18 protein-coding genes are annotated in these 17,117 nt (G+C 58.1%); 12 read left to right on the top strand and 6 right to left on the bottom strand.

What is annotated here, in order from left to right:
- Positions 1-9 precede the first annotated feature (9 nt).
- From CPH57_RS06720 to CPH57_RS06705, 4 genes are all read left to right on the top strand, one after another.
- Positions 10-237, top strand: coding sequence for a YgdI/YgdR family lipoprotein (locus CPH57_RS06720; protein ID WP_019454813.1), 228 nt, complete (start codon positions 10-12; stop codon positions 235-237).
- A 217-nt stretch (positions 238-454) separates the two neighbouring features.
- Positions 455-889 (top strand): universal stress protein UspF, encoded by a 435-nt coding sequence (gene uspF, locus CPH57_RS06715; RefSeq protein WP_096242165.1) that lies wholly within the window; start codon positions 455-457, stop codon positions 887-889.
- Between the two features lie 564 nt (positions 890-1,453).
- Entirely contained in the window at positions 1,454-1,975 is a 522-nt protein-coding gene (locus CPH57_RS06710; protein WP_231922821.1) for a hypothetical protein, read from the top strand.
- A gap of 1 nt (position 1,976) precedes the next feature.
- Positions 1,977-2,846, top strand: coding sequence for a Kiwa anti-phage protein KwaB-like domain-containing protein (locus tag CPH57_RS06705; protein WP_096242164.1), 870 nt, complete (start codon positions 1,977-1,979; stop codon positions 2,844-2,846).
- Between the two features lie 129 nt (positions 2,847-2,975).
- Here CPH57_RS06705 and icd read toward each other — a convergent pair whose 3' ends face one another.
- Entirely contained in the window at positions 2,976-4,229 is a 1,254-nt protein-coding gene (gene icd, locus CPH57_RS06700; protein WP_015377612.1) for an NADP-dependent isocitrate dehydrogenase, read from the bottom strand.
- A 131-nt stretch (positions 4,230-4,360) separates the two neighbouring features.
- Here icd and rluE point away from each other — a divergent pair, with 131 nt between their 5' ends.
- The 4 genes from rluE (at position 4,361) to mnmA (ending at position 7,011) form a co-directional block, all read left to right on the top strand.
- On the top strand, positions 4,361-4,987 hold the full coding sequence (gene rluE / locus CPH57_RS06695) for a 23S rRNA pseudouridine(2457) synthase RluE (protein WP_033652069.1): 627 nt from the start codon (positions 4,361-4,363) through the stop codon (positions 4,985-4,987).
- Between the two features lie 22 nt (positions 4,988-5,009).
- The gene (locus CPH57_RS06690) at positions 5,010-5,348 is read left to right on the top strand and encodes a lysozyme inhibitor LprI family protein (RefSeq protein WP_096242163.1); all 339 of its coding nucleotides are present in this window, start codon (positions 5,010-5,012) and stop codon (positions 5,346-5,348) included.
- Positions 5,349-5,357: 9 nt separating this feature from the next.
- Positions 5,358-5,804, top strand: coding sequence for an NUDIX hydrolase (locus CPH57_RS06685; RefSeq protein WP_015377609.1), 447 nt, complete (start codon positions 5,358-5,360; stop codon positions 5,802-5,804).
- Between the two features lie 106 nt (positions 5,805-5,910).
- Positions 5,911-7,011 carry a tRNA 2-thiouridine(34) synthase MnmA gene (gene mnmA / locus CPH57_RS06680; protein WP_096242162.1) on the top strand — a complete coding sequence of 367 codons (1,101 nt, stop codon included), beginning with the start codon at positions 5,911-5,913 and terminating at the stop codon, positions 7,009-7,011.
- Between the two features lie 51 nt (positions 7,012-7,062).
- Here the strand turns inward: mnmA and kup are convergent, their stop codons facing one another.
- Positions 7,063-8,931, bottom strand: coding sequence for a low affinity potassium transporter Kup (gene kup, locus CPH57_RS06675; protein WP_033642781.1), 1,869 nt, complete (start codon positions 8,929-8,931; stop codon positions 7,063-7,065).
- 331 nt (positions 8,932-9,262) lie between these two features.
- Here kup and hflD point away from each other — a divergent pair, with 331 nt between their 5' ends.
- Entirely contained in the window at positions 9,263-9,889 is a 627-nt protein-coding gene (gene hflD, locus CPH57_RS06670) for a high frequency lysogenization protein HflD (RefSeq protein WP_033642780.1), read from the top strand.
- A gap of 22 nt (positions 9,890-9,911) precedes the next feature.
- Positions 9,912-11,282, top strand: coding sequence for an adenylosuccinate lyase (gene purB, locus CPH57_RS06665; protein ID WP_033652066.1), 1,371 nt, complete (start codon positions 9,912-9,914; stop codon positions 11,280-11,282).
- Positions 11,283-11,333: 51 nt separating this feature from the next.
- Here the strand turns inward: purB and CPH57_RS06660 are convergent, their stop codons facing one another.
- The 3 genes from CPH57_RS06660 to CPH57_RS06650 all read right to left on the bottom strand — a co-directional run bounded on the left by CPH57_RS06660 (position 11,334) and on the right by CPH57_RS06650 (position 14,137).
- Entirely contained in the window at positions 11,334-12,038 is a 705-nt protein-coding gene (locus tag CPH57_RS06660; protein ID WP_033642778.1) for a GNAT family N-acetyltransferase, read from the bottom strand.
- A 15-nt stretch (positions 12,039-12,053) separates the two neighbouring features.
- A complete protein-coding gene (locus CPH57_RS06655; RefSeq protein ID WP_033642777.1) occupies positions 12,054-12,506 on the bottom strand; it encodes a GNAT family N-acetyltransferase in 453 nt (150 codons plus the stop codon).
- Positions 12,507-12,622: 116 nt separating this feature from the next.
- Positions 12,623-14,137: a PLP-dependent aminotransferase family protein gene (locus CPH57_RS06650; RefSeq protein ID WP_069100058.1), complete on the bottom strand. Its 1,515-nt coding sequence runs from the start codon at positions 14,135-14,137 to the stop codon at positions 12,623-12,625.
- A gap of 139 nt (positions 14,138-14,276) precedes the next feature.
- On the opposite strand from CPH57_RS06650, the gene CPH57_RS06645 reads away from it, so the two are divergent.
- Positions 14,277-15,041, top strand: a complete 765-nt coding sequence (locus tag CPH57_RS06645; protein WP_096242161.1) for a GntR family transcriptional regulator — start codon at positions 14,277-14,279, stop codon at positions 15,039-15,041.
- Positions 15,042-15,045: 4 nt separating this feature from the next.
- Here CPH57_RS06645 and CPH57_RS06640 read toward each other — a convergent pair whose 3' ends face one another.
- Positions 15,046-16,065, bottom strand: coding sequence for an ADP-ribosylglycohydrolase family protein (locus tag CPH57_RS06640; RefSeq protein WP_060659640.1), 1,020 nt, complete (start codon positions 16,063-16,065; stop codon positions 15,046-15,048).
- 378 nt (positions 16,066-16,443) lie between these two features.
- On the opposite strand from CPH57_RS06640, the gene phoP reads away from it, so the two are divergent.
- On the top strand, positions 16,444-17,115 hold the full coding sequence (phoP, locus tag CPH57_RS06635) for a two-component system response regulator PhoP (protein WP_004941169.1): 672 nt from the start codon (positions 16,444-16,446) through the stop codon (positions 17,113-17,115).
- Positions 17,116-17,117: the final 2 nt, after the last annotated feature.

The raw sequence follows: 17,117 nt of genomic DNA, 5'->3' as shown, positions 1-17,117 counted from the left end.
GAGCTACAAATGAAAAAAGCGCTTGTTCTTCCCGCGATCGCCCTGGTTGCCATCGCCGCACTGTCAGGCTGCACACGCACCAGCTACGCTATTCATACCCACGATGGCCGAACGATCATCAGTGACGGCAAACCGAAAGAGACTTCTGCCGGGTTGATCGGGTATACCGACGCCAATGGCGTCAAACAGCAAATCAACAAGACGGAAGTCAAAGAGGTGTCGGAAATCCCTCATTAAGGTTCCGATAATCTGAGCCTGCAAAAACAAAGGGAGCCGATGGCTCCCTTTCTATTCAAAGACTAAGCGCGCCCATTGGCGTTTAACGATAACGTCGATAAACGCCTGACATTTCAGCAGACAACGTTGCCAGGTTTGCCATACGGATCTCCCCTTTCCCGGCGTCGAACGGCTATAATCCGATAAGTGGAGTTTTTTAAAACGATAAGGAGGGAGTATGTACAAAACTATTTTGGTTCCCGTGGATATTACCGAGCCGGAATTAACACAGCAGGTCATCCCGCATGTCAACGCGCTCGCCAGGCTCGAAGACTCCCACGTTCATTTCCTCGCGGTGATCCCGTCGCGCGCCACCTACGCGGCCTTCGGCTTTGCCGCCACGGCGGCGGTGGAAACCAAAGATGAAACCATTGCGATAGCGACCGAGGGGCTGGCGACAGCGGCAAAACAATTCAGCGTTCCCGAGGATCGAGTGACCACGCATGTCGCCGTCGGCGATCCCAAAGATCAGATCCTGGAACTCGCCGATGCGCTTAACGCGGAGATTATTGTGATGGGTTCCAACCGCCCTTCTGCAATGACTTACCTCCTCGGCTCGAATGCCACCGCGGTGGTGCGCCACGCCAATTGCCCGGTGCTGGTCGTGCGTTAATTGGCTAATGATACCCGCTCATCAGGAGCGGGTATCACGCGTTAAACAAGAGGTGAACATTAACTTGATGTAGCGGTGCTAAGTGAGGTCACTACCATTCGAAAATCTTTCCAACGTAGAAAAGGCCGCGACCAAATGCTAAGACCGATGTGATCACAATGTCGTTAATCCAGTGCACATTGTTCGAATAGAGATTTGACAACAAACTCAGGAAGGCATATGTCGTCCCCTTCCAAGGTTCCGTCCCAATACGGGGCAAAGGGGATTGATTAGCAAAGAAAATGTTAGCGACATGTGTCAGCGAGTAAAGCATAGGACGTTACTGGCAATAAGGCTTCCCATGGGTAGCTTGACTTGTAACTGAGCAAGACCGTGAAGTACTTGGGCGTTTTATCACCATTTTTGATAAGCTTTGTGACATTGTTATCACTCTTATCACAATACAACCTTCTATCCGTACGCATTAATTTTATTTCTGTATATTGGTATATTATGACATGGATGATGCACTATAAAACCACATGCCTTATACTGTATAAAACAACAGTATAGCGAGCGTATAATATGAACCGAATTGCAAGATTTCTTCTAACTGTCAGCTCAATCGCCCCCGTGGGCATCACTCTGATATTTATAGGAATAATAAAAGAAAAATGGTGGCTAGTCTGGTGCTCATTAGCGATATGCTGTTTTAGTTTGCTATCTGTGATATATTTTCTTGACTATGCAAAAAAACACTCAACGTCGCTATATAAAAAGGTTGATACTATTTCCCCAGCAAATAAAGAGGTAACTAACTATTTCTTAAGTTATTTATTCCCATTATTGGGAACAGATGCCATTGCTGACAAATGGCAATATGCAGCATTTTTTTACTTCTCTCTTGTCTTTTATATATGTTTTTCTGAAAACTACAATTTCAACCCTTTAATATCGGCCTTAGGTTATAAATTTTATGAGGCTGAAGATAACACAGGTGTTGGATTCGTATTAATATCGAGGGAAGTTATTACAAATTTAAAAGATAGAGATTTTGAAGTTATTCAACTTACCGACTACACATTTATGCATGTAATAAGGAAATGATATGGCTCTTTTTGCAATGATGAACAAAAACTCTGCTGTTAAAGTGTACAGGATTGACACTGATAACAAGACAGATATAAAAATAAATAAATTATTTTCTGATCAGATGGCACATTTTGAATCTCATCATGCTACAGAACTACCATTTGAGGCAGGATATACTCCTAGTTATAATGAATGCAGCTACATCAAAAAATTTATAGACAGTAGCATATTACTAGATGCAGTTAATCGTAGCACTGCAATGCCTCTGTGGACAAAAAACATTGGGCTTGATGGTATAACAGCTCTTTTTATGGCTCCTGATTACCCTAAAATCAAAGATAAAATTGCAATTCAAACCTTCTCTAAAAAGCAAATACTTAATGAATCAAAATACTTGTGGCTTAGCAAGAATGCATTTACCATGTCAGATCTTTTGGGATTTAATCTTGATGATAAATTAGTTGCTATTATTGAAAGTGATAAGATAAAGTTTAGAAACTTCAATAACCTCAGAAGTATTTTTGACATGAACGACTATTTTGCTGAGGCGACTAAACAAGATCTAAGTGATTTTGTAAATCAACCTATTTTCGATATCCCTTCTGGGTTCGATCTAGTCGCACTTGCTGATAATGTCATCAGGAATAAAGTCACTCTTATAAACAACTCAAAAATATTGGTAAATCATACTATTTTAGATATAAAAACAGCGGCTTCAACCTTGAAATTCCCTATTAAAACCACAGGAAGTGGCGTCAATGAAAAAATCGAGATGCCATCAACAAAGAAAGAAATAAAGGAGCTTTTGAATTTTTTAGATGAAGACTACTTCAATTCAGAAATCACAAAACAAAGATTTCGTTCTAATTCGAAACGCAAGGCATAAGTTATGGCCGCAAGCGCGGCCATAACTATTATTCCTAGCTTAAAACCACGTCCTGTGGACGTGGTTTTAAGCTAGGAATAAAAAAACGGGAGCCCTTAGGCTCCCGCTCTCATTCAAACGCAAACACACTTACATGTGTTTAACGATAGCGTCGCCAAACTCTGAACATTTCAGCAGTTTAGCGCCTTCCATCAGGCGTTCGAAGTCATAGGTCACGGTCTTGGCGGCGATGGCGCCTTCCATGCCTTTAACGATCAGGTCAGCCGCTTCGAACCATCCCATGTGGCGCAGCATCATCTCTGCGGACAGGATGATGGAGCCTGGGTTCACTTTGTCCTGGCCGGCGTACTTCGGCGCGGTGCCGTGAGTCGCTTCGAACAGCGCGCAGTCAGAGCCGATGTTGGCGCCCGGCGCGATGCCGATACCGCCTACCTGGGCCGCCAGGGCGTCGGAGATGTAGTCGCCGTTCAGGTTCATACAGGCGATCACGTCGTATTCCGCCGGGCGCAGCAGGATTTGCTGCAGGAAGGCGTCGGCGATCACGTCTTTAACCACGATCTCTTTGCCGGTGTTCGGGTTCTTGATCTTCAGCCATGGGCCGCCGTCGATCAGCTCGCCGCCGAACTCTTCGCGCGCCAGCTCATAGCCCCAATCCTTGAAGGCACCTTCGGTGAACTTCATGATGTTGCCTTTGTGAACCAGGGTCACGGAGTCACGGTCGTTGGTGATGGCGTATTCGATCGCCGCGCGCACCAGACGCTTGGTCCCTTCTTCAGAGCATGGCTTCACGCCGATACCGCACTGCTCCGGGAAGCGGATTTTCTTCACGCCCATTTCGTCGCGCAGGAATTTGATCACTTTGTCCGCTTCGGCGGAGCCGGCTTTCCACTCGATGCCGGCGTAGATGTCTTCGGCGTTTTCGCGGAAGATCACCATGTCGGTCAGCTCAGGCTGTTTCACCGGGCTTGGGGTGCCCTGGTAGTAACGCACCGGGCGCAGGCACACGTACAGGTCCAGCTGCTGGCGCAGGGCCACGTTCAGAGAACGGATGCCACCGCCGACCGGGGTGGTCAGGGGGCCTTTGATGGCGACGCGGTAGTCGCGGATCAGGTCCAGAGTTTCGTCCGGCAGCCACACGTCTTTACCGTAAACGTGGGTAGATTTTTCGCCGGTGTAGATTTCCATCCAGGAGATTTTACGTTCGCCGTGGTAAGCCTTTTTAACGGCCGCATCAACCACGTGGATCATGGCAGGAGTCACGTCAACGCCGATGCCGTCGCCTTCGATGAACGGGATGATCGGGTTATGAGGAACAACCAGTTTACCCTGGGCGTCAACCGTGATTTTTTTACCTTCTGCCGGAACAACTACTTTGCTTTCCATCAACCTCTCCTTCAAGCGCAATTTTGTTAATGCTTTGTAAGATGCGTGTAGATACTACTTGAATATTCGGTCCGCGCCAATCCGAAACGGATTCGGTTATAATGCGCTTATCATCCGTAATCTCAACTGTTATGAAAAAATTCTCTGTTAGAAATCACAACGTTAAACGATTCAGCAAGCCGAATACCGCCAAACCCGCCGCGCCGAAGGGGCCGCGTCGAATTGTGTTATTCAACAAGCCCTTCGACGTGCTGCCGCAGTTCACCGATGAAGCCGGCCGCGCCACGCTGAAAGAGTACATCCCCTTCCCCGACGTTTACGCCGCCGGGCGCCTGGATCGCGACAGCGAAGGGCTGCTGGTGCTGACCAACGACGGCCAGCTGCAGGCACAGCTCACACAGCCGGGCAAGCGCACCGGCAAAATCTACTATGTGCAGGTCGAGGGCGCGCCGCAGGAGAGCGATTTGGCGCCATTGCGCTGCGGCGTTACGCTGAAAGACGGCCCGACGCTACCCGCCGGTGTTGAGTTGGTGGCCGAGCCTCAGTGGCTATGGCCGCGCAACCCGCCGATCCGCGAACGTAAATCCATCCCCACCAGTTGGCTGAAAATCACCCTGTTCGAAGGGCGAAACCGCCAGGTGCGTCGCATGACGGCGCATATCGGGTTCCCTACCCTGCGCCTGATTCGCTACAGTATGGGTAATCTTTCGCTGGGCTCACTGCAGCCTGGTGAATGGAAAAGCATCGATTCCCTGTAGACCGATAACTGATGGAGGCGCCATGAAATCCACGCCGATCGCGCTTCTGCTCGCCGCTCTGGCGGCCCCGTTCGCCGCCCAGGCCGCCAGCTTCGACTGCGCCAAGGCGGCAAACCGCGATGAGCAAGCCATCTGCGCCAACCGCACGCTGAACGATTTGGATGTGCAAATGGCCACCCAATACCAATTCCTGCGCGGCCTGTTCGCCATGGGCGCGCGCGGCGCGATGCAGGACAGCCAGCAGGCCTGGCTGGCAAAACGCCAGCGGTGCGGCGGCGACACCGCCTGTTTGCTCAAAAGCTACCGCACCCGCATCGCCGAGCTGGACGATATCTATCGGCGCATCGACAAACCGCTGTAAGGAGACCGCATGTTCAAACCGCACGTCACCGTGGCCTGCGTGGTACACGCCGCCGGCAAATTTTTAGTGGTCGAAGAGACCATCAACGGCAAAGCGCTGTGGAACCAGCCGGCCGGCCATCTGGAGGCCGACGAGACGCTGGTGCAGGCCGCCGAGCGCGAGCTGTGGGAAGAGACCGGCATCCGCGCCACGCCACAGGCGTTTTTACGTCTGCACCAATGGATTGCGCCGGATCGCACGCCGTTCCTGCGTTTTTGCTTCGTCATCGAGCTGGAACAGCCGCTGCCGACCGAGCCGCACGACAGCGATATCGATCGCTGCCTGTGGTTGAGCGCCGACGAGATTTTGCAGGCGCCCAACCTGCGTTCCGCGCTGGTGGCCGAGAGCATTCGCAGCTACCAGCAGCCGGAGCGCTACCCGCTGTCGCTGGTCGGCAGCTTCGCCTGGCCGCATTGAGGGCGCCGGGCAGCACAAGATGAACAGTGCGCCGGCGCGGGCAACGTGGTAAAATCCTGCGCTTGTTTTTATCAGCACGGTTCGTGTTCAAGTTCGTGAGATCCCCATGTCAGACAACAGCCAGAAAAAAGTAATCGTCGGTATGTCCGGCGGCGTCGACTCTTCCGTTACCGCCTATCTGTTACAGCAACAGGGCTATCAGGTCGCTGGGCTGTTCATGAAAAACTGGGAAGAAGACGACGACGAAGAGTACTGCTCCGCCGCGACCGATCTGGCCGACGCGCAAGCGGTCTGCGACAAGCTGGGCATCGAACTGCACACGGTGAACTTTGCGGCGGAATACTGGGACAACGTGTTTGAGCTGTTCCTGGAAGAATACAAGGCCGGCCGCACGCCGAACCCGGACATCCTGTGCAATAAAGAAATCAAATTCAAAGCCTTCCTGGAGTTCGCCGCCGAAGACCTGGGGGCCGATTTCATCGCCACCGGCCATTACGTGCGCCGCCAGGACGTGGACGGCAAAAGCCGCCTGCTGCGCGGCGTCGACGGCAACAAAGATCAGAGCTACTTCCTCTATACCCTGAGCCACGAGCAGGTGGCGCAAAGCCTGTTCCCGGTTGGGGAACTGGAGAAGCCGGAGGTGCGCCGCATCGCCGAGCAACTGGAGCTGGTCACCGCCAAGAAGAAAGACTCCACCGGCATCTGCTTTATCGGCGAGCGCAAATTCCGCGATTTCCTCGGCCGCTACCTGCCGGCGCAGCCGGGCCCGATCGTCAGCGTCGACGGCCAGACCGTCGGTGAACACCAGGGCCTGATGTATCACACCCTGGGCCAGCGCAAAGGGTTAGGCATCGGCGGCCTGAAAGACAGCAGCGAAGATCCGTGGTACGTGGTGGATAAAGACGTGGCCAATAACGTGCTGGTGGTCGCGCAAGGGCACGATCACCCGCGCCTGATGTCAGTCGGCCTTATCGCGCAGCAGCTGCACTGGGTGGATCGCCTGCCGCTGACCGGCCCGTTCCGCTGTACGATGAAGACCCGCTATCGCCAGCAGGACATCCCTTGCACCGTGACCCCGCTCGACGACGAACGCATCGAAGTGCGTTTCGACGAGCCGGTCTCCGCCGTCACCCCCGGCCAGTCGGCGGTGTTCTACCAGGGCGAAATCTGCCTCGGCGGCGGCATCATCGAACAGCGCCTGGCGTAGTTCGCCTGCCGCCCAAGAAAAACGCTGCGTTTACCGCAGCGTTTTTTTTATTCAGAATTCCACCTGCGCCCCCAGTTCGATCACCCGGTTTGGCGGGATTTCGAACAGATCCGGCGCCCGCAGCGCGTTGCGCTGCAACAGCTGGAACACCTTGCCGCGCACGCGCAGATACCAGGGGCGCTTGCCCAATACCAGCGTATCGCGCGACATGAAGAACGAGGTCTCGTTCATGGTGAAACTCATCCCCTCCAGGCCGCAGCGATAAAGGATATCCGTCACGTTGGGCGTTTCGCGCCAGCCGTAGCTCGCCACCACCCGCCAAAAGCTCGTCGACAGCTGTTCGATCGCCACCCGCTGCACGTTGTGCACATACGGCATGTCGGTAGTCACGATAGTCAGCAGCACCACGCGCTCATGCAACACCTTGTTGTGCTTCAGGTTATGCAGCAGCACCAGCGGCACCGCATGCGGCGTGCGCTCCATAAACACCGCGGTGCCCGGCACCCGCTTCGGCGGCGCCTTCTCCAGCGACTCGATCAGCGCGGTCAGCCCTTCCTGGTTGTCGCGCAGCCGGCGGATCAGGCGCGAGCGCTCGGTCTTCCAGGTCAGCATGATCAGCAGAATGATCAACCCCAGCGCCACCGGCAGCCAGCCGCCGGTCGCCAGTTTGATCAGGTTGGCGCCGAACAGCGGCACGTCGATACACAGCATGGCAAGCAGCATCAGCCCACCCAGATAGCGCGGCCAGCCCCAGTTTTTCACCGCCACGATGCTCAGCAAAATCGACGACAGCAGCATGGTGCCGGTCACCACGATGCCGTAAGCCGAGGCCAGGTTGCTGGAGTGTTTAAAACTGATAATCACGATCAACACCGCCGCGAACAACAGCCAGTTCACCACCGGAATGTAGATCTGCCCGGACTCCTGATCGGAGGTATAGATGATGCGCATCGGCGGCAGGTAGCCCAGCCGCACCGCCTGGCGCGTCAGGGAGAAGACGCCGGAGATCACCGCCTGCGAGGCGATCACCGTCGCCAACGTGGCGATCACCAGCAGCGGGATCAGCGCCCAGGTGGGCGCCAGCAGGAAGAACGGGTTATTGATCGCCGCCGGGTTGGCCAACAGCAGCGCCCCCTGGCCGAAGTAGTTCAGCACCAGCGCCGGCGCCACCAGCGTAAACCACGCCAGGCGGATCGGTTTTTTGCCGAAGTGGCCCATGTCGGCGTACAGCGCTTCGGCGCCGGTGACCGACAGCACCACCATGCCCAGCGCGAAGAACGACACTGCCTTGTACTCGAGGAAGAAATTCACCGCCCAGTAAGGGTTCAGCGCCCGCAGCACGCCGGGGTGATGCAAAATGCCGCCGATGCCGAGCAGCGCCAGCGTCAGGAACCAGATGACCATCGCCGGGGCGAACAGTTTGCCGACGCTGCCGGTGCCGTGTTTCTGGATCGCGAACAGCGCGGTCAACACCAGCAGCGACAGCGGCACGATAAAGCTGTCCAGCTCGGGGGCAATAATCTGCAGGCCTTCGATAGCCGAGAGCACCGAAATGGCCGGGGTAATCACCCCATCGCCATAAAAGAAGCTGCCGCCCACCAGCCCGACCAGCACCGCCGCCGGCACCCAGCGCGCATCCAGCTTGCGGATCGCCAGCGACATCAGCGTCAGAATTCCCCCTTCACCGTCGTTGTCGGCACGCATCACGAAGCAGACGTATTTGATCGACACCACCAGCGTCAACAGCCAGAAAATCAATGACAGAAAGCCGTAGATCGACGTCGGCGTCAGGGTGATCCCTTCTTCCGCCGTCAGGCATTCGCGCAAGGTATACAGCGGGCTGGTGCCGATATCGCCGTACACCACGCCGATGGCCGCCAGCGTCACCGCCGGCAGCGGCTGCTTGTTTTTTACGTGCATATAAAGGTCTTTATTTGAGGGGTCACGTTGGCAGTATAGATGCAGCCGCCGCACTTTATTTGCCGCCGCAACAATAAGTTCGTGCCGCGCCACCGGCGATTTTCGCCGTCTATTTGCGCAGTTCTGCGCCGCACGGCGCATCCGCCTCGCCACAGGCGTATTAGACGCTGGGTTTACCCTCAATTTTATGGCATGATCCGCGGCATTCGTTGTCATCGTTGTTACAGCCACGCCCGATCGTTACCGTTCGCGGCCGCCGCCGTTACCCTGGCGATACGCACAACCTTATACAGTAAGCCATGTACCGTTCACCGCGTTTACAGGAGTCATCGTGGCGAAGAATTATTATGACATCACGCTGGCCATGGCGGGTATCAGCCAGTCGGCGCGTTTGGTTCAGCAATTGGCCCATGAAGGGCAATGCGACCGCGAAGCGTTTCACACCTCGCTGAAAAGCCTGCTGCAGATGGACCCACCCTCTACGCTGGCGGTGTTCGGCGGCGAGGAGCGCAATTTGATGGTCGGCCTCGAAACCCTGATGGGCGTGCTTAACGCCAACAACAAAGGGCCGGGCGCGGAACTGACCCGCTACACCATCAGCCTGATGGTGCTGGAGCGCAAGCTCAACGCCAACAAACAGGCGATGAACACGCTCGGCGAACGCCTCGGCCAACTCGAGCGCCAGCTGGCGCACTTCGATCTTGAGTCGGACACCATCATCAGCGCGCTGGCCGGCATTTATGTCGACGTGGTCAGCCCGCTCGGGCCGCGCATCCAGGTGACCGGCTCACCGGCGATCTTGCAGAACCCGCAGGTGCAGGCCAAAGTTCGCGCCACGCTGCTGGCCGGCATTCGCGCCGCCGTGCTGTGGCAACAGGTCGGCGGCAGCCGCCTGCAGTTAATGTTTTCCCGTAATCGTCTGTTCAAGCAGGCGCAAAATATCGTTGCTCATTGTTAATCGATCCCAGGAGTTGCTACCGATGGAATTATCCTCACTGACCGCCGTTTCCCCCGTTGATGGACGCTACGGTGATAAAGTCAGCGCACTGCGCCCCATTTTCAGCGAATACGGTCTGCTGAAATTCCGCGTACAGGTTGAAGTACGTTGGCTGCAAAAACTGGCCGCCTGCGCAGAAATCAAGGAAGTTCCCGCTTTTGACGCCGACGCAAACGCTTTCCTCGACAAAATCGTCGCTGAATTCAACGAAGAAGACGCTCAGCGCATCAAAACCATCGAGCGCACCACCAACCACGACGTGAAAGCGGTCGAGTATTTCCTGAAGGAAAAAGTGGCGGCGGTGCCTGCGCTGCACGCGGTGTCCGAGTTCATCCACTTCGCCTGCACCTCCGAAGACATTAACAACCTGTCGCACGCGCTGATGCTGCAAAGCGCTCGTCAGGACGTGGTGCTGCCTTACTGGCGTAAAATCATCGATGCGCTGAAAGGGCTGGCGCTGGAATACCGCGATATCCCGCTGCTGTCGCGCACCCACGGCCAGCCGGCTACGCCGTCGACCGTCGGCAAAGAGTTCGCCAACGTGGCTTACCGCATGGAGCGCCAGTACCGCCAGCTGGAGCGTGTGGAGATCATGGGTAAAATCAACGGCGCGGTCGGCAACTACAACGCCCACATCGTCGCCTACCCGGAAGTGGACTGGCATCAGTTCAGCGAAGCGTTCGTGACCTCGCTCGGCATCACCTGGAACCCGTACACCACCCAGATCGAACCACACGACTACATCGCCGAGCTGTTCGACTGCGTAGCGCGTTTCAACACCATTCTGATCGACTTCGACCGCGACATCTGGGGCTACATCGCCCTGAACCACTTCAAGCAGAAGACCATCGCCGGGGAAATCGGCTCCTCCACCATGCCGCACAAGGTCAACCCGATCGACTTCGAAAACTCCGAAGGCAACCTGGGCCTGGCCAACGCCGTGCTGGGCCACCTGGCGGGCAAACTGCCGGTGTCCCGCTGGCAGCGCGACCTGACCGACTCCACCGTGCTGCGTAACCTGGGCGTGGGCCTGGGCTATGCGCTGATCGCCTATCAGGCCACCCTGAAGGGCATCAGCAAGCTGGAAGTGAACCAGGCGCACCTGCTGGACGAACTGGATCACAACTGGGAAGTGCTGGCCGAACCGATCCAGACCGTGATGCGCCGTTACGGCATCGAGAAGCCTTACGAGAAGCTGAAAGAGCTGACCCGCGGCAAGCGCGTGGACGCCGCCGGCATGCAGGCGTTCATCGACGGTCTGGCGCTGCCGGAAGAAGAGAAAACCCGTCTGAAGGCGATGACCCCGGCCAACTACATCGGCCGCGCCACCACCCTGGTCGACGAGCTGAAGTAAGCGCGTTAGACCCACAACGACAAGGCGGCCCGCGGGCCGCCTTGTTGCTTATTATTCGCCGCGCAACACCTGCAGCCGGGCTATCTGCCGCCCCTGCGCATCGAAGTTCTCGGCACTCAGCCAACGCGCCAGCGCCTGCCGCACCGTCGGCCAACGGTCAGCGGTGATGGCGAACCAGTCGGTATCCCGGCTGCGCCCCTTGACGATCACCGCAAAGCGGAAGTTGCCCTCGTAACGGAAACCAAAGCGTAGCGCGGCCTGGCGCGACGGCGCGTTGTGGCTGTCGCACTTCCATTCGCAGCGGCGGTAGCCCAGCGTATCAAAGGCGTAGCGCAGCAGCAGCGCGATGGCTTCGGTGGCGCTGGAGCGCTGTTTCATCAACGGCGACCAGCTGACGTGGCCGATCTCCAGCACGCCGTTGGCCTCGTCGATGCGCATCAGCGCCACCGTCCCCACCGGCGCGTCGCTGGCGGCGTCGAACACCGTCAGGTTGACCAGCGTCGGGTTGGCCTGCAGCGTCTCCAGATGCTGCAGCATCGCCGCCGGCGTATCGGGCCGTTCGATAGACAGATAGGTCCAGTCGCGGCCGTCCGGCGCCAGCTGGAAAGCATCGTACAGCGCGGCGTAATCCCGCTGCGGCTCGAGCGGCGCCAGTGAACAGAAACGCCCGCCGAGCGTTGCGCCGCCCGGGCGGCGAGCCGGCTGCCAATCCGGCATCGGTTCGCCAATCGGCTGACCATAACGATTCATTGCCATACGCGCCTCCTGCGGTTAACGGGTATAAACGATAAACGAACTTCTTCTGCCGATTTTGTCGTACAGCGAACGCGCCGGCGCGTTGTACTCCTGAGTCATCCAATAGACCCGATCGCTGCCGCGCGCCTCCGCCAGCCGATACGCCTGTTCGAACAGTTTTTCCGACACTTTATGGCCGCGCGCCTGCGGCGACACAAAGAGATCTTCGATATAACAATAGCCCACCGCGCTCCAGGTGGACGGATGGAATACCAGGTTCATCAGCCCCAGCAGCCGGCCGTCGGCATCCTCCGCCACCAGCCCGTACACCTGTTCATCCTGCCCCAACCGTTCGAAGGTGCGATCGGTCACCTGCGGCGCCACGTCGGCGCGGTAGAAGTCGAGATAGCCCTGCCACAACGCCAGCCATTGCGCTCTGTCGTCGCCATTGATTCTGCGGATAGTCACTTCACGATTTGATGGGTTCATAGCGCCTCACGGGGTTAAGATATTATTTCCATTAGGGAAATAACCGAATAGCGGCAGGATACACCGCGCAGCGACGGTGTAATACGGACCAATTCAAAACGCCGAGCAGACCAATTTTAACCGCCGTTTTCCCGCGGCAGCGCGTTGAACACCTGCGCCAGCGTGGCGATAAAGCGCACGATCTCGTCCGGCGCATAGGCCGAGAAACCGAGCACCAGCGCCCCGCGCTGCGGCGCGCCGGTGTAGAAATCCGCCAGGCCGTACAATCGTATTCCCCGCTCGGCCGCCGCCGTCACCAGCCGCCGCTCCGTCGCCGCATCCGCCAGCGGGCAAACCAGCTGCAGGCCACCCTGCGGCAAGGCCGGGCGCGTCCAGGGCGCGAGATGGCGATGTACCGCGTCGTACAGGACGTCCAGCCTCGCCTTGTACAGCGTGCGCATATTGCGCAGATGCTCGGCGTAGCCGCCCTCGTGCAGGCAGTGGAACAGCGTCATCTGCGCCAGTGCCGACGTGTAGCCGTCCTGAAACTGCCTGGCGGCGACCAATGGCCGCACCAGCTGCGGCGGCGCGATCATGAAACCGATGCGCAGCCCCGGAAACAGCGTCTTGCTGAAGGTGCCGATGTACAGCGTGCGCCCGCCGCTGTCCAGCCCCTGCAGCGCCGCCTTGGTTTGTCGATCGTAGTTGAACTCGGCGTCGTAATCGTCTTCGATGATCCAGGCCCGCCGGCGCTGGGCCCACTGCAACAGCGCCAGGCGCCGCTCGAGGCTCAGAGAGTATCCCAGCGGGTAATGATGGGAAGGCGTGATGTAAACGCCCCGCCCGCCGCCCGAAGCCTGCATCAGTTGCCCGACGTCCAGCCCTTGCTCATCGATGCCGATCGGCCGCGCCTGCAGCCCCGCCGACTGCACCAGTTTTTTCGCCCCCTGGTAACCCGGCTCTTCGACGAATACCGCATCGCCGGGATCGAACAGCACCTGCGTGCACAGCGCCAGCGCCTGCTGAGAGCTGGTGACCACGATCACCTGCTCCGCCGTCGCCTTGACGCCCCGCTCCCGCTGCAAATAGTGCGCGATCTCCGCACGCAGCTCCGGCAAGCCCTGCGGATCGGCATACCCCAACAGCCGCTCGCCGTGCCGCCGCAGCGCCTGCTTTTCCCACTGCAGCCACGAATCGATGGGAAACGCCCGCAGATCCGCCAGCGAGGGCGTCAGCGACGCCTGACGGCTGGTGTGCGGCGTATGGCTGACCGCCAGCAACGCCCGGCCGCGATCGCTTAGCTCGCGTTCCGCCAGCCGCGCCTCCTGGCCCGCCTGCGTCGCCAGCAGTTCACGGCCGAGCAACGTATCGCAGCGATAGCGAACATAGCTGCCGCGCCCCACCGCCCGGCTGATGTATCCCTCCGCCTCCAGCCGCGCGTAGGTCTGCTCCACCGTATCGCGCGCCACCCCCAGCCGGGGCGCCAATGCGCGGCTTGGCGGCAGCTTCGCCCGCCACGGCAGTTCCCCGGCGGTGATGAGCCGCAACAGGGCCTGATGCAGCGCCGAACGTCGGGTCAGCCCCTGCTGACGCTGCTGGGTGAAGGCCGCCAGGATTGCCGCGTCGTCCGCGCAGGATGGGTGGTCACTCATGGGCTGTCTGTTTCTCCAAACTCGGGGCGATTGCACACTACTCTACCTTATTTCATCCCCTCGGCGGCGGCAGTTGCGCTGCCCGGCGAAATCCCCTTAAATAAGCCATTGCATTGAGGCTACAGGATTTCCGTCGGCTATGAGCAAGGAGACCAACCAGCGTCTGCTGGAAAAACTGCTGCAGGATCTGGCCAGCGCGGGCGCGATGCCGCTGTATCTGCGCTTTAACGCCTCGGTGCGCCAGGCCATCGAGCAAGGATTGCTGAACGCGGGGGATTTCCTGCCCAGCGAGCGTCTGTTTACCGAACGGCTCGGCATCTCGCGCATCACGGTGCGCAAAGCGCTGGCCTGTCTCGAGCAAGACGGCATCATCGGCCGTTCACGCGGTTACGGCACTTTCATCCAGGCGCAACGGGCCGCGCCGAAGCTGCGCTATTCATTAGCGGACGTCAAAGGGTTCTCGCGCGAAGTGATGCAACAAGGGCGCCGGCCGGACACGCAATGGCTCAGCCGCGAACGGGTGCCGGCCAGCGCCGAACTGGCGGAAAAGCTCCAGCTGGCGACCGGAACGCCGATCTATCAACTCAAACGTATCCACTTTCTCGATCGGCAGCCGATGTCGGTGGCGGTGTCCTACGTGGTGGCGGCGGCGATTGCCAACGTCGACGAGATTGGCATCTCGCTCTATGACTACTTCCGCCGAAATAACGTGGAGATGGGATCGCTGCGCAGCCAGGTCAGCGCGGCCATGGCCGATGACGACATCCGCCGGGCGCTGCAATTATCAGAACCGATGCCGCTGCTGATCGTGCGCCAGACGCTGTTCGACCACCGCAAGAAGCCTATCGAATACAGCGAAAGCTTCTGCCGCAGCGACATGTACGAATTTACCAGCGAAAGCTGATCCGTTACGCCTCGCCCTGCCGACGGCGGCGAAAACGCACGAACGCCTGGGCATACGCCTCGACGTCCAGTGGATTCACCCGCTGCAACTGCGCCAGCAGCGCAGGATCCATCGCTTCGGCGCCGTGCAGCGCGCCGCAGACAGCGGTGGCCATCGCGCCGATGGTGTCGGTATCGCCCCCCAGGTTGGCGCACAGCACGGCGCAACGGGTAGGATCGGTTTGCGCCAGCTGCACCATCGCCAGCGCCGCCGGCACCGACTCGATGGTGCTCACCCCGGCGCCAATCAGTTGATATATCCGCTCGGATGCCTGTTCGGGATCGGCCGCCTCATCCACCACCTGAAACGCCAACTCGATGCGCGCCGCCAGCGAAGGGCTGAACGTCGTCACCTGACGGCGCTGGGCATACTCCGCCACGCCCGGCAACGCCAGACGAATCGAGGCCCAGTCCGCCCCCTCCACCGCACGCGAAACCGCCCAGGCGATCGCCACGGCACCGGCGACGGCGATGTCGGATTTGTGCGTCGGGCTGGAGGCCAGCCACACCTGCTGACAGAACCCCTCCAGCGGCGCAGACGGCAGCACGCAACCCAAAGGCGAAATGCGCATCGCCGCGCCGTTGGTGATGCCGTTGTTTTCCAACGCGGCGATCGGCGTGCCCGCTTTCTGCTCGCTCAACGCCAGTTTGGAACTGGGGCCGAGAATGTTCTTGTTGAAGGCGTCAAAACTGTCCACCCAGCGGATCACGTTGCGGGCGATCAGTTCTGGCACCACCTCGCCTTCCGCTTCCAGCAGCGCATCGGCCAGCGCCAACGCCATCGAGGTATCGTCGGTATATTGCCCGGCCTTGAAGTAACAGGCGGCTGAGTTCTCCGCCGGCCCATCGAGGAAGCCGTCTATCCAGCCGAAGTGGCGCTTAACCCGCTCGCGCGGCCACAGCTCGGAAGGCATGCCGAGCGCGTCGCCCAGCATCTGTCCGTAAAATACGCCCGCTATGCGTTCTGCCTGGGTTAATTGCTTCATCCATCGCTCCTGAGAAAATATGCCGATACCTCAATAATACCTTATTAGTACCTTTAAAGCTTATCAAGCGCTCCGGTTCACACTTTCCTTTCGCGGCAATGCCCGACGCGTTTAAGTTGCGTTTAACGTTGCCCCGCCGCTGTTTATCCGACGTTTATCAGAGCTTGTCGATAATGTCGGCGAACAAATTGATAACGCTTATTTTAATACATTGCTTCGGCTCTCTTGCGGGCCGGGCGGGTTATACCTACCATAACCTCAGCATTTTTTGCCAAAATGGTTCAGGTGGCCGCGTTATCCCCTGACACGCCGCAGAGCGTGTTCCCTTTTATCGCGTGGGTGACAGGACATTCACCCGCACAGTCACAGGAGTTCGCCATGCGAGTACTGGTTGTTGAAGATAATGGTTTGCTGCGCCACCACCTTTCCGTTCAGATGCGCGAGATGGGCCATCAGGTCGATGCGGCTGAAGACGCCAAGGAAGCCGATTATTTCCTGCAGGAGCATGCGCCGGATATCGCCATCGTCGATCTCGGCCTGCCGGGCGAAGACGGCCTGAGCCTGATCCGCCGTTGGCGCGCGCACCAGACCAAGCTGCCGATCCTGGTGCTGACCGCCCGCGAAAGCTGGCAGGACAAAGTGGCGGTGCTGGAAGCAGGCGCCGACGACTATGTCACCAAGCCGTTCCACCTGGAAGAAGTGATCGCCCGCATGCAGGCGCTGATGCGCCGCAACAGCGGCCTGGCATCGCAGGTGATCGTGCTGCCGCCGTTCCAGATCGATCTGTCGCGCCGCGAACTGAGCGTCAACGATCAACAGATCAAGTTGACCGCCTTTGAATACACCATCATCGAGACCCTGATCCGCAACGCCGGCAAGGTGGTGAGCAAGGATTCGTTGATGCTGCAGCTTTACCCGGACGCCGAACTGCGCGAAAGCCACACCATCGACGTGCTGATGGGCCGCTTGCGCAAGAAGGTGCAGGCGGAATACCCGCATGAAGTGATCACCACGGTACGTGGCCAGGGCTATCGTTTTGACGCGAAGTGAAC

Source organism: Serratia sp. JKS000199, from assembly GCF_900215455.1.
Classification (GTDB): domain Bacteria; phylum Pseudomonadota; class Gammaproteobacteria; order Enterobacterales; family Enterobacteriaceae; genus Serratia; species Serratia ureilytica.
The sequence above is the reverse complement of the archived record's forward strand: the minus strand, read 5'-3'. Positions and strand labels throughout refer to the sequence as shown.